The sequence below is a fragment of the Curtobacterium sp. VKM Ac-2922 genome (genome assembly GCF_022815645.1).
Classification (GTDB): domain Bacteria; phylum Actinomycetota; class Actinomycetes; order Actinomycetales; family Microbacteriaceae; genus Curtobacterium.
On the sequence record NZ_JALGRO010000003.1, the window covers coordinates 58,664 to 71,479 of the forward strand.

Genomic DNA, 12,816 nt, shown 5'->3' on the forward strand with positions numbered 1-12,816 from the left:
GGAGACGATCACCGCAGGGTGCGGGGCGGGCCCGCACCGGGCCTCCACGGCGGGTTCCCGTCGCGCTGACCGCTCAGGCGCGCTTCCGCAGCTTCCGGCGCTCACGCTCGGACAGGCCGCCCCAGATGCCGAACCGCTCGTCGTTCTCGAGCGCGTACTCCAGGCACTGCGACCGGACCTCGCACGACGTGCAGATCTTCTTCGCTTCGCGGGTGGAGCCGCCCTTCTCGGGGAAGAAGGCCTCGGGGTCGGTCTGCGCGCAGAGCGAGTCGACCTGCCACGCGAGGGCGTCGTCCTGGTCGGTGTCCGCTCGTCGGACACCGGGGACGCCGAGCGCCACGGGGTCGACGTGCCAGTCTTCCGGAACTCCGGCGTGGAAGTCGGAACCGCTCACCCTGATCACCCCTTGGTTTCTCGCTCGCAACGCAGCGCCCCGGACCCTGTCGGACGATGTCGTTGCCTGTAATTACAGCGGTGTGATTCCGAAAGGTCAAGTCGCGGATCATAGAACGCACTGACCGTTCCGGCGTGTCATGTCCCCCGTACGGGCGTGTCGCGCCGGTTCTGTCGGCCGAGCGGGGGACAGTTCCTGTCCCTCAGGACACGCGCCCTGTGCCTCAGGCCACGCGTCGGCGGGCTTCCCAGGCACTCGTGACCATCTGGTCGAGCGTGTGCCGCATCGCCCAGTCCAGGTCGCGCGCCGCTGCCTCGCCCGTGGCGACGATGCGGGCGGGGTCCCCGGCGCGTCGCGGCGCGACCTCGGGCTCGAAGGCGATGCCGGTGCCCCGCGCCATGGCGTCCATGATCTGGCGGACGCTCACGCCGTCCCCGCTGCCGAGGTTGTAGGCGCGGTCGAGGGGCGCACCCGCCTCGAGCTTCGCGGCCGCGACGGCGTGCGAGTGCGCCAGGTCGGCCACGTGCACGTAGTCCCGCACGCACGTGCCGTCGGGCGTCGGGTAGTCCGTGCCGTTGATGCGGGGCGTGCGACCGGCCAGCAGCGCGTCGAACACGAGCGGGAACAGGTTGTGCGGGCTGGCGTCGTACAGGTCGGGCTCCCCCGAGCCGACGACGTTGAAGTAGCGCAACGACGTCGTGGTGAAGCCCCGGGCGACCTCCATGTCGCGCAGCAGCCACTCGCCGATGAGCTTGGACTCGCCGTACGGCGACTCCGGGGCCTTGGGCGTGGACTCGACGACGTTCTCGACGTCGGGCGTGCCGTAGACCGCGGCACTCGACGAGAAGACGACCTTGTCGACGCCGACCTCGGCCATCGCGCGCAGCAGCGTCGCCATGCCCGTGACGTTCTGCTCGTAGGTGTGCAGCGGGCGCTCCACCGAGACGCCGGCGTACTTGAAGCCCGCGACGTGCACGACGCCGGTCACCGCGTGCTGGCGCATCGTGTCGGCCAGCAGCGCGCCGTCGAGGATCGTGCCCTCGACGAACGGGACGTCCCGGGGCACGAAGCCGCGGAACCCGCTCGAGAGGTCGTCGAACGCGACGGTGTCGATGCCGGCGGCGCCGAGGGCGCGGACGACGTGGGACCCGATGTACCCGGCACCGCCGGTGACCAGCCAACTCATGCTGGTCACGGTAGCGGACCCGGACGACGCGGTCGGCGTCCGTGCGTCAGTCGGTCGGCGTGCCGGTCGCGATGAAGACCGTCGAGGTGAGCCCGGCCGCCGAGTCGGCCTCGACCGTGACGTCGCCCTCGTCCGGCGTGATGAAGCAGGACTCCCCCTGGCGCAGCAGGGTCGCCGACGTCGCGCCCACCAGCGTCACGACCCCCTCGGTGCAGACGGCGATCGAGGGACCGGACAGCGGGGCGACGCCGCCGGTGCTCAACCCGACGGGCGCACCGTCCCCGGTCACCCGGACCAGGGCGAACCCGACGCCGGCCGGGGCGAAGCGGTCGACGCCGACGGCGAGCTGCTCGGGTTCGAGCAGCGGCGCCGGGTACGCGGTGAAGTCGAGCACGCGCAACAGCTCCGGCACGTCGACGTGCTTGGGGGTGAGACCGCCGCGCAACACGTTGTCCGACGGCGCCATCAGCTCGATGCCGAGTCCGTCGAGGTACGCGTGGATGTTGCCTGCCGGCAGGTACATCGCCTGGCCGCGGGTCAGGGTGACGCGGTGCATCAGCAGCGAGACCACGATGCCGGGGTCACCGGGGTACGACGCAGCGAGCGACGCCACCGTGGCGGTGTTCGGGCTCGGGTCCGGCACGTCCTGGGCCAGGTGGCTGGCGGCGTCGACGACCGCCTGCGCCGACGGGTCGGCCGTCTCGAGCCAGCGGACCGTGTCCTCGAGGCCCTGCTGCAGGTGCGCCACCAGTGGGCCGAGCCGCCCGCTGCCGGCGTCGAGCGCCCGGACGTCGGCCAGGGTCTCGGCGACCGGTCGGAAGCCGCTCAGGGCCTCGAACCGGTCGCTCAGGGCCACCACGAGCTCGGGCTTCGGGAACGGGTCCTTGTAGTTGCGCGCCGGGTCGTCGATCGGGACGCCCGCCGCCTGTTCGCGGTCGAAGCCCTCGCGCGCCTGCTCGGGTGTCGGGTGCGCCTGCAGCGACAGCGGTGCCGCGGCGGCCAGGACCTTGAGCAGGAACGGCAGGCCCGTGCGGTCCGCGCCGAGCGCCGTCTGCGGCTCGTCGGCGATCCAGTCGAGGACGGTGTCGGCACCACCGACCATCGCCGGGTTCACGACGACGCTCGGGCTGCCCGGGTGGGCGCCGAGCCAGAGTTCGGCCTGCGGGGCGCCGGTGACGGTCCGTCCGAGCAGCTCCGGGAGGGCCGTGACGGACCCCCAGGCGTAGTCGCGCGGGGTGTTGGTGATGCCGAGGAACATGCCCCGAGCGTATCGGCCGCTCGCGCGGCGTTAGCCTGGACCCCGTGACGAACACCTGGCCGCTGGCCCGCGGAGCCGTGTCCGAGCGCGAGGCCTTCGCCTTCGGCGCCGCCGTGCTGTTCACGGTGTTCGCCGGCGACGCCGTGCCGAACGCGCTGACCTGGTACGGAGCCGCACTCGTGTGGGCGGCCATGGGCGCCTGGGGCGTGGTGCTGACGGTGCGCGCGAAGCCGACCGTCGCCCGGACACCGCGCGCGCTGTGGATCTTCCTGGCGTGGTGCCTGGTCACGGTGGCGTGGTCGCACTGGCACGCCGCGACGCTCGCCAGCATGGTGGCGCAGGTGCTCTGCGCGCTGGTCGCCTTCGTGATCGCCTCGACCCTGACGTGGCGCCGCATCCTCGACGCGGTGAGCCTGGCGATGCGGTGGGTGCTGCTGCTGTCCCTGCTCTTCGAGGCCGTCGTCGCCGTGGTCGTCCGGCACCCGATCGCCCCGATCTGGACCGACTACGGCGACCGGACGGTGCCGGACGCCTTCTACTTCTCGCGCGCCGAGCTGTTCACCGGCGGGCGCATCCAGGGTCTGCCCGGCAACGCCAACCTGCTCGCGATGGTGGCGCTGCTCGCCGCGATCGCGGTGGCGGTCCAGCTCGCCGAGGGCCGGATGCGTCGCGCCCGGGCGATCGGCTGGCTCGTCGTCGCCGCGGTCGTGTTCCTGCTGACGCGTTCGTCCACGGTGGTGGTCGCCGCCCTGGTCGTCGGGGTCGTGTTCCTGGTGGCCGTGTGGATCCGTCGCACGCCGACGGACCGCCGGACACCCCGGTACCTCGCGCTCGCCGGGGTCGTCGTCGTGGTGGCCGGCGTCGGCGTCGCAGCGCGCGGCGTGCTGCTCGGACTGCTCGGCAAGAGCTCGGACCTGACCGGCCGCGGCGAGATCTGGGGGCACGTGCAGGGCCTGATCGACCAGCACTCGGTCATCGGCTGGGGCTGGATCGGGTACTGGTGGCCGTCGATCCCGACGCTCGCCGACCTGGCCCACCGCAAGGGCGTGACCTACCTGCAGGCGCACGACGCGTACCTGGACGTCTGGATGCAGACCGGTGTCGTCGGGCTCGCGCTGTTCGTCGTCTACGTCGCCACCACGCTCGCCCGGTCGTGGGCGTGCGCGACGCGGATCGGGTACGACGCCGCACTCCGACCCCGCTCGTTCGACCCGGTGTCCCTGCTGCCCCTGCTCGTCGTGGTCGCCCTGCTCGTGCAGTCCGTCGCCGAGTCACGGCTGCTGTACCAGGGCAACTGGATCCTCTTCGCGCTCATCGCGATCAAGTCCCGCATCGTGCTGGTCGGCGAAGAGCCGGTGTCGATCGGTGACGGCCCGCGCACACCGCCGGCGAAGCGGGAGTTCCGCTGGGCCGGCACCCGCTGACGCGTCCCGTCAGCGCAGCACGAGGGCGCAGGGGACGGCCGTGCTCCACGGTGCCGTCCGGACCTCGACGGATCCGGACGGGTCCGCCCGGCAGGCGGTCACCCCCGCCTGCACCTGTGGGGCCCAGGCCGGACCGTCACTGCGCTGGGTGACGCCCGGCGCGACGTTCGTGACCGCCGCGGCGACCACCACGGCGATCGCGACCCAGGCCGCGGTGCCGCCGGCCAGCCCGGCGACGACCCCCCGTCGCGAAGCCGGCCGTCGCAGGGACCAGGTCCGTGCGTCGGCGAGGACCGCCGCCGCGAGCACGACCGCGGACGTGAGCAGCACCGCCGACGCGGCCCCGTAGCGGGACGGCTCGGCGCCGACGAACTCGGCGACGGCCCGCTCACCCCACCCGCCGTTCGCCGTGACGTTGGCGACGAGCCCCGCGGTCCAGACGGCGACCGACCCGCCCGCGAGTGCGACGACCTGGATCCGGGCACGCCAGGTGCCGACCACCAGGGCTGCGACGACCAGGACGGCCACCACGGCCACGGGGACCGCCAGGACGACCCAGCCGTGTCTGCCCACCGCGTCGGCGACCGAGCCGACCCCGCGGGTCCAGGCGCCAGCGACGGGCTGCAGCAGGTAGCCGCGCACGACGTCGCGGACGGTCGGGTCACCCGGGTGCGACGGCCGGTACGTGGTGAGCGCGGTGACGACCTGCAGGGTGCCGGCAGCGACGACCACGATCGTCACCGGGAGTGCCCGCAGGCGTTCCGCGGTTGTCGGCCGCCACCACGCGACGGCGAGCAGCGGCAGGAACAGCAGCGTCTGCGGTTCCGTGAGCACCGCGGCGGCCGCCAGCAGCGCGACGACGGCCGACGACCACCACGTGCGCACCCGTGCGCTGACGAGCCACGGGACGAGCACGAGCATGAACCAGTGCAGGTTGGCCGCGTTCCCGCTGATCTCGTACGGCACGACCGGCACGAGCACGGGGACGGCGGCCAGCACCAGCCGGAGTGGCCACGCGGGCACGAGGTCACGGGCCAGGACGAACACCGACCCGGCGACGATCCCGACGACCACGCAACAGGTGGCGGCGACCGTCACCGCGTACTGCTCGATCGGACGGGCGAACCCGACGTCGACGACCAGCCGCGGGAGCAGGTGCAGGTACCCGGCGTACGGGTGGAACAGCGACTCGCCGGCGCCGTACGCCACCCGGTCCCGGAAGAAGGGGCCCCCGTCCTCGGCCCAGACCGTCGCACGGGTGAGGGGCCCGAGTCGGTACCAGGCCACACCGGCGGCGCACACCGCGACCACCAGCGCGGCGATCGCCGTCGACAGGGTCCTCGGCACGCGCTCCATCGCCCGCCGACGCTACCCGAGATATCGCGTCCCGCGATATCGACGCACCGCGATGCCGACTCGGCACGAGCCCGACGCACCGCGATGCCGACTCGGCACGAGCCCGACGCACCGCGATGCCGACTCGGCACGAGCCCGACGCACCGCGTCAGCGGCGGCGACACCCAGAGGGGTGCGAGAGGATGGAGCGGTGACGGACCACCGGGTGACCAGGCGCGCGCTCGCGCGCCGGTACCTGTCCGCGTGGATCGGGTTCTCGGCGGGCGGGCGGTTCAGTCAGGCCCTCGCCACCGTGGTGCTGCTGTTCGCCTTCGGGCAGCCGACGGTGCACGCATTGGTCGGCACCGCGGGCACGTGGGCGATCCTGGTCACGCTCGTCGTCCTGGCCGGGCTCAGCCTGCTCGGCCAGCGCTACCGCATCGAGTGGCACGGCGTGCTCCCACTGTCCCTGCTCGCCTTCGTCGGCTACTGCGCGCTGAGCGTCCTGTGGAGCGAGTACTCGTGGGTGGCGCTCCGCGGGTTCGTGGCCACCGTGTGCTTCATCGGCCTCGGGCTCTACCTGGCGCTCGGCCGCGACCTGGTGCAGGTCATCCGCGCCGCCGGCGACGCGTTCCGCATCCTGCTCGTCGTCGCCCTCGGCCTCGAGGTCCTGTCCGGGCTGGTGCTGGACGTCCCCCTCCCCGCGTTCGGCATCCGCGGCGACATCGCGTACGGCGGCCCGATCCAGGGCATCGGGGGCACCCGCAACGTCATGGGGTTCGTCGCCGCGGTCGCCCTGGTGACGTTCGTGGTCGAGTTCCTCACGCGCTCGGTGACGATGTGGCGCGCCGTGACCTCGACGGCACTGGCCGTGATCACCCTGATGCTGGTGCAGTCCCCCATCACGGGCCTGGCGATGATCGCGCTGGCCGTCACCGCCCTGGCACTGTGGTCGCTCCGGCACGCGCAGCCCCGTACCCGACCGGTCGTCAACACGGTGCTCGGGGCCGTGGTCGTGGGGATGGGGATCGTCGGGGTGCTCGCGCGGCACCGGATCCTGGCCGAGATCGGTGCCGCCGGCGGCAGCGCCATCCGCCTCGACCTGTGGGCACAGATCCGGCTGCTCAGCACGCAGTACCCCATCCAGGGCTGGGGCTGGGTCGGCACCTGGCCGCACGAGGCCGTCGTGCCGTACTCCACGTTCATCGGTCCCGACGGGGTGCGCTTCACCTCGGGCCTGAACGCCTTCGTCGACGCCTGGCTGCAGATCGGCCTGGCCGGCATGCTCATCCTGCTCGCCACCGCGCTGCTGGCCTTCGCACGCGCCTGGGTCACCGCCACCACCTTCCCCGGCGTGGCGTACGTCTGGCCCGCGGCGATCCTGGTCCTGCTCGGGGTGACGAGCACCGCCGAGAGCTACCTGCTGCACGGCGCCGGCCTGATGCTCTTCGCCACCGTCATCGTCGTCGCGGCGCGCCGCCGCTCCTGGCGGCGGCACCTGCCGCGCACCGAGCACCCGACCTGACCCGTCGGGTGCGGGCCGGTCCCCGTACCGGACAGGAGGCCCGGGACCCGACCGCCACGGACCTCCCGTCCGTCGCGGACCGGTCCGGGCCGTGAACGGCTACCGTGTTCGGGTGCACCCCCGCCTGCCCGAACGTCTCGCCATGTGCGTGGTCGCCGCCGTCGCCACGGTCCTGAACGTGCTGCTGAAGCTGCCGTGCACGGTCCCGGGGCCACCGGACGTGCCACGTGGTGCCTTCGTGTCACGGTACGGCTGCTGGTCGGACGTGGCCGCGCTGTGGAACTCACGGCAGCTCGTCGGGCACGTGTTCCCCTACGTCACCGGGTCCCAGCTCGGCAACGGCACCGTCGAGTACCCGACGCTGACGGGCGTCTGGGTCTGGTTGACCGCGCTGCCCGTCGGCTCGGCGCACGGCTTCCTGCTGGTGACGGGCGCGGTCGCCGGCGTCCTCGCGGTCGTCGTGACCCTGCTGCTGGTGCGCGTCGCCGGTCGTCGCGCCTGGATCTGGGCGGCCACACCCCCGCTCGCGCTGTACGCCGCGTACAACTGGGACCTGCTGGCCGTCGTCTGCACGGTCGCCGGGCTGGTCGTGATGCTGCGCCCGCCGTCGTCGTGGTCGACCACCACGCGGTACGCCGTCGCCGGGTTGGCCTTCGGGCTCGGGGGCGCGTTCAAGCTCTACCCGCTGATGTTCCTGGCACCGCTGGCGATCGCCGCGCTGCTCGACCAGGACGCCGTGCTCCGCGTCCGCGTCCGGCGGACCGTCGCCGCCCTGGGCTCCGGGGTCGGGGTCGTGCTCGCCGCGAACGTGCCCTTCGTCCTGGTCAACGCCCCCGGCTGGCTGTCGGTGTTCGAGTTCCAGGCGTCCCGACCGATCGGCGCGTCGACGATGTCGGTCTGGTACTACGGTCTGCTCCCCTGGTCCGCCGACCTGGACGGACCGGCCCAGCAGGCGATGGGCACCATGTCGACCCTGGCGACGGCCCTCGGCATCATCGCCGTGCTCGTGGTCACGGTCGTGCTCGCCCGGCGCCGTGGCAGCGCACCGTGGGTGCAGTCCGCCGCCGCGCTGCTGGCCGTCTACATGGTCTGCAACAAGGTCGCCTCGCCGCAGTACGTCCTGTGGCTGCTGCCGTTCCTCGTCGTCGTGCGGATCTCCGGGTGGTGGATCGGGGCGTACCTGGTCGCCGACGTCTGCGCCGTCGTGGGGTTCTTCCGGAACACCTACTACCAGGCGATCGGCGCCGGCACGGACACCTGGGCGTACCAGGCGATGACGGTGGGCATCTGGGGTCGGGCGGCGTTGCTCGTGGTGTTCGTGGTGTTCTTCCTCAGGTCGACGGTCGTGACACGGCCACCGGGCCCCAATACACTGCCGGTGGCCGTCAGGGGGACGGTCGTGACCGAAGGAACGCCATGACGCGTCTGCTCCACAGCTCCGCCGTCCGCCCGCTCGTCACCGCCGTCGTCGCGGTCGTGCTCGTCGCCCTGGCCGTCCTGGCGGGCCCACCGGCACCGGCGCACGCGGCGGCACCGTCGACCGGCCGGTACGTCCCGCTCGACACGTCCCGGGTCTTCGCCGGCACCGTCGGCACGACGCCCCGGGTCGTCCCCGTCGCCGGGACCGGTGGCGTGCCGGCGAACGCGACGGCCGTCGTGGTGAACGTCGAGGTCGCGAACCCGACCGCAGCCGGGTACGTCCGCGTGACCGCCGCGGGGACCGACGCCCAGGTCGCGACGCAGGAGTTCGGCGCCGGGCAGAGCATCTCGAACCTGGCGACGGTCAAGCTCGCTCCCGGCGGCGTCCAGCTGAAGCTCTCCGCGGGCTCCGCCACCGTGTTCCTCGACGTCTCCGGGTACTACGTCGACGGAGACGGGGCGACCTACACGCCCGTCGCCGCGTCCCGTGTGTTCCGGCAGCAGGTCGGCACGAGTCCGGTCGCGGTCCCGCTCGCCGGTGCCGGTGGCATCCCCGACGACGCCACCGCCGTGGCCGTGAACACGCAGGTCGAGGCCACCACGGCCAACGGCTACGTCCGTGTCACCCCGGCCGGTCAGGACCCTGCCGTGGCCGCCCAGGTGTACACCGCCGGCGCAGCCGTCTCGAACCTCGTCATCGTGAAGCTCGTGGGCGGTGCGGCACAGGTGAAGGTGTCGGCCGGCACCGCGGTCGTGTCGATGGACGTGACGGGCTACTACAGCGACTCGGACACGGGCTCGGTGTTCGTCCCGATCGACACCACCCGCGCGTACGCCGGTCCGGTGACGACGACGCCACGCAGCATCCGCCTCACCGGCACCGCGGGCGTGCCCGGCACGGCCACCGCGGTCGTGGCCAACGCCGAGACCGAGAAGACGACCTCGGGCGGGTACCTCCGCATCACCCCGGCGGGCACCGACGCCCAGGTCGCGACGCAGGTGTTCCGCGCCGGCCAGGCCATCTCGAACCTCACGATGACCGGCGTCACCGGCAGCACGGCGGACCGCCGGGTGCAGGCGAAGGTCTCCGCGGGCTCGGCCACCCTCGACCTGGACGTCTCCGGGTACTTCATGGACGGCTCCACCGGCGCCGGGACCGGCGCCGACGTGTCGTGGCCGCAGTGCGACGCCCCCTCCTCGTGGCCCGCCGACGCGGCCTTCGGGATCGTGGGCGTGAACGACGGCATCGCGAACACCACGAACCCCTGCTTCGCCGAGCAGCGCGCCTGGGCCGAGCAGACCACCGGCGGTGCCGGGCAGGCGCAGCTGCAGCTGTACGTCAACACCGCGAACCCGGGCAACAAGGCCTCGGTGTGGCCCCGCAGCAACACCGTCCCGAACGGCCCGACGCTCACCGGCAGCCAGAACCCGTACGGTGTGTGCACGGGCGCCTACGACCTCGCGTGCACCTTCATGTACGGCTACACGCGCGCGTACGAGGACGGGACGGTCCGTGGCGTCGCCGACCCGGGCGCCCACCGCTGGTGGCTGGACGCCGAGACGGACGGCACGTGGCAGAGCAGCACCGCGCTCAACCGCGCGAGCCTCGAGGGGATGACCGCGTACTTCACCAGCGTCGGCGGCAGCGTGGGGCTGTACTCGTCGCCTGCCGAGTGGACGCAGCTGTTCGGCTCCGTGCCGCAGTCCAGCTCGCTGTACAGCCTGCCGACCTGGCGTCCGATCGGCACCGGCACGCTGGCCGCAGCGCAGGCTGCGTGCTCGTCCACGCCGTTCAAGGCCGGTGGCCGCGTCGAGATGACCCAGTACCAGTCAGCCGGCGTCCTGCGCGACGTCAGCTGCGTGTGAGGACCGGTGGGGTCAGCCGCGGCGGGTGAACCGTCGCTGCAGGCCCCACTGCGTCACGCGCAGCATGGCCTCGGCCACGATGGCCTGACTCATCTTGGAGACCCCGTGCAGGCGGTCGCGGAACCGGATCGGGACCTCGACGATGCGGCCGCCCAGGTCGTGCACCCGCAGCGTCATGTCGACCTGGAAGCAGTACCCCTTGGAGTCGATGGTGTCGAGGGCCATCCGGGCGATGACCTGTGCCCGGTAGACCCGGAACCCGGCGGTGATGTCCCGCACGTCGATCCGCAGCATCCACCGGGCGTAGGCGTTGCCGCCACGGCTCAGGGCCTGGCGGTACCAGGGCCAGTCGACGACCGATCCCCCGGGGACCCAGCGCGACCCGATCGCGAGCTGCACGTCGGGCTGCGAGCGGACCGCGTCGACGAGCGCGGGCAGCCGATCGGCCGGGTGCGAGCCGTCCGCGTCCATCTCGACGAGCAGCTCGTAGCCGCGTTCCAGACCCCAGCGGAAGCCCGCGACGTAGGCCGTGCCGAGCCCGAGCTTGCCCGTCCGGCGCAGCAGGTGCACGCGGTCGTCGGACGCGGCGATGGCCTGCACCACGTCGCCGGTGCCGTCGGGGCTGGCGTCGTCGACGACCAGCACGTGCGCATCGGGGACCGCGGCGAGCACGAGGGCCAGGGCGTCCGTGATGTTCTCGGCCTCGTCGTACGTCGGGACGATGACCAGGGCGGACGGCACCGTCATCGGGCCGTGCTGTCGTCTGGTCGCTCACGACCCATCGTCTGCCGCGCGACCTCGGACGGGGTGTCGCCCTCGGGTGCGGAGTGCTCCGTCAGCAGCCGTCGGACCGTGCCACCGGGTGCCGAGTAGGTCAGGTAGTTCAGTCGGCTGGTCTCGCGACGCAACCGGGTGACGCCCTCGAGGATAAAGCCGAGGGTCCACGTCAGGAAGGCGATGACCATGAGCGACGCGGCCAGGAACGCCGTCGGGAACCGGGGCACGAGCCCGGTGCGGCCGAACTCGATGAACAGCGGGATCGCGAGGACGATCGCGACGACGGCGAACACGGCACCGATGAGACCGTGGAACAGCACCGGGCGCTCGAAGCGGATCAGGTGCGCGATCAGCGAGAGGATCTTGAAGCCGTCGCTGTAGGTGTTGAGCTTGGACTCGGTGCCCTCGGCGCGGTCCTTGAAGCCCACCGGGACCTCGGTGTGCGGGACGCGCAGGTTCATCACGTGCACGGTGAGCTCGGTCTCGGTCTCGAACTCGCGCGACAGGGCGGGGAACGACTTCACGAAGCGGCGCGACATCACGCGGTAGCCGCTGAGCATGTCGGAGACGGGGGTGCCGAACAGCTTGCCGACCACACGGTTGAACATCCGGTTGCCGGCTTCGTGACCGGGCCGGTAGGCGGTGGCGTTCGGGTCGTCCTGCCGCACGCCGAGGATGTGGTCGTAGGGGCCCTCGAGCAGGGTCCTGATCATCTCGGGTGCCGCGGACGCGTCGTAGGTGTCGTCGCCGTCGATCATCAGGTAGACGTCGGCGTCGATGTCGCCGAACGCGCGGCGGATGACGTTGCCCTTGCCCTTGGTGTGCTCGTACCGGACCTCGGCCCCGGCGCGACGGGCTTCCTCGTCCGTGCCGTCGGAGCTGTTGTTGTCGTAGACGTACACGTGGATGCCCGGCACGGCGGCCTTGAGGTCGGTCACGACCTTGTGGATCGCCGGTGCCTCGTTGTGGCAGGGAACGATCGCGGCGATGACGAGGTCGTCGGGAGTCACGGGATAGGGTCCTTCAGTGGTCGCGGATCCGTCGAGCGGCGGGGCCTGCGGTCACGAAACCCCTGCGAGAGATTAACAGTTCCCCGGGTCGACGGCGCTCGCCACCCGGGACGGGAAGGACAGCGTGTCGAACGCATCGGAGTGGTTCCTCGGGCACCTGAAGCGCGGGGGCTCGTTCCTCGTCGTCGGTGGGATCGGCTTCGTCGTCGACGCGGTCGTGTACAACGCCCTGGTGTTCTGGGGCGGACACGGCCCGCTCTTCGCGCTGCCCCTGGTGGGCAAGATCATCGCGATCGCCGTCGCCAGCGTGGTCACCTACTTCGGCAGCCGGCTCTGGACCTACCGGGACCGAGCGGACGCGCAGACCCTCAGGAGCTTCCTGGTGTTCGCCCTGCTCAACGTCGTCGCGATCCTGCTGCAACTCGGCTGCCTCGGGTTCTCCCGCTACGTGCTGCACCTGGACTCACCGCTGGCCGACAACGTCTCGGGCACGCTGATCGGGCAGGGCGTCGCGACCGTGTTCCGCTACTTCGCCTACGGCAAGTTCGTCTTCAAGGACGACAAGGAAGGCGCTGCCGAGGCGGTCGCCGAGATCGTCTGACCCCGGGCAGGAGAGCGCACC

General features: G+C 72.2%; 11 protein-coding genes. 5 read left to right on the forward strand and 6 right to left on the reverse strand.

Going from position 1 to position 12,816, the window contains the following annotated elements:
• Positions 1-73: 73 nt before the first annotated feature.
• From MT346_RS04050 to manA, 3 genes are all read right to left on the reverse strand, one after another.
• On the reverse strand, positions 74-403 hold the full coding sequence (locus MT346_RS04050) for a WhiB family transcriptional regulator (protein ID WP_374202500.1): 330 nt from the start codon (positions 401-403) through the stop codon (positions 74-76).
• A 214-nt stretch (positions 404-617) separates the two neighbouring features.
• A complete protein-coding gene (galE, locus tag MT346_RS04055; RefSeq protein WP_243561535.1) occupies positions 618-1,580 on the reverse strand; it encodes a UDP-glucose 4-epimerase GalE in 963 nt (320 codons plus the stop codon).
• Between the two features lie 46 nt (positions 1,581-1,626).
• Positions 1,627-2,838, reverse strand: coding sequence for a mannose-6-phosphate isomerase, class I (manA, locus tag MT346_RS04060; protein WP_243561537.1), 1,212 nt, complete (start codon positions 2,836-2,838; stop codon positions 1,627-1,629).
• 44 nt (positions 2,839-2,882) lie between these two features.
• On the opposite strand from manA, the gene MT346_RS18320 reads away from it, so the two are divergent.
• Positions 2,883-4,262 carry an O-antigen ligase gene (locus MT346_RS18320; protein ID WP_243561539.1) on the forward strand — a complete coding sequence of 460 codons (1,380 nt, stop codon included), beginning with the start codon at positions 2,883-2,885 and terminating at the stop codon, positions 4,260-4,262.
• Between the two features lie 9 nt (positions 4,263-4,271).
• Here the strand turns inward: MT346_RS18320 and MT346_RS04070 are convergent, their stop codons facing one another.
• Positions 4,272-5,609, reverse strand: coding sequence for a hypothetical protein (locus MT346_RS04070; protein ID WP_243561542.1), 1,338 nt, complete (start codon positions 5,607-5,609; stop codon positions 4,272-4,274).
• Between the two features lie 199 nt (positions 5,610-5,808).
• On the opposite strand from MT346_RS04070, the gene MT346_RS04075 reads away from it, so the two are divergent.
• The 3 genes from MT346_RS04075 to MT346_RS04085 all read left to right on the forward strand — a co-directional run bounded on the left by MT346_RS04075 (position 5,809) and on the right by MT346_RS04085 (position 10,407).
• On the forward strand, positions 5,809-7,122 hold the full coding sequence (locus MT346_RS04075; protein ID WP_243561544.1) for an exopolysaccharide production protein: 1,314 nt from the start codon (positions 5,809-5,811) through the stop codon (positions 7,120-7,122).
• A gap of 112 nt (positions 7,123-7,234) precedes the next feature.
• Positions 7,235-8,542, forward strand: a complete 1,308-nt coding sequence (locus MT346_RS04080; protein ID WP_243561545.1) for a hypothetical protein — start codon at positions 7,235-7,237, stop codon at positions 8,540-8,542.
• Positions 8,539-10,407 (forward strand): hypothetical protein, encoded by a 1,869-nt coding sequence (locus MT346_RS04085; RefSeq protein ID WP_243561547.1) that lies wholly within the window; start codon positions 8,539-8,541, stop codon positions 10,405-10,407. Before MT346_RS04080 ends, MT346_RS04085 begins: the two co-directional genes overlap by 4 nt.
• Positions 10,408-10,419: 12 nt before the next feature.
• Here MT346_RS04085 and MT346_RS04090 read toward each other — a convergent pair whose 3' ends face one another.
• Both MT346_RS04090 and MT346_RS04095 read right to left on the reverse strand, forming a co-directional pair.
• A complete protein-coding gene (locus MT346_RS04090; protein ID WP_243561548.1) occupies positions 10,420-11,154 on the reverse strand; it encodes a polyprenol monophosphomannose synthase in 735 nt (244 codons plus the stop codon).
• Complete coding sequence (locus MT346_RS04095) at positions 11,151-12,194, reverse strand: glycosyltransferase family 2 protein (protein WP_243561549.1); 1,044 nt, start codon at positions 12,192-12,194, stop codon at positions 11,151-11,153. Before MT346_RS04095 ends, MT346_RS04090 begins: the two co-directional genes overlap by 4 nt.
• Before the next feature lie 124 nt (positions 12,195-12,318).
• Here MT346_RS04095 and MT346_RS04100 point away from each other — a divergent pair, with 124 nt between their 5' ends.
• Positions 12,319-12,795, forward strand: coding sequence for a GtrA family protein (locus tag MT346_RS04100; RefSeq protein WP_243561550.1), 477 nt, complete (start codon positions 12,319-12,321; stop codon positions 12,793-12,795).
• Positions 12,796-12,816 lie beyond the last annotated feature (21 nt).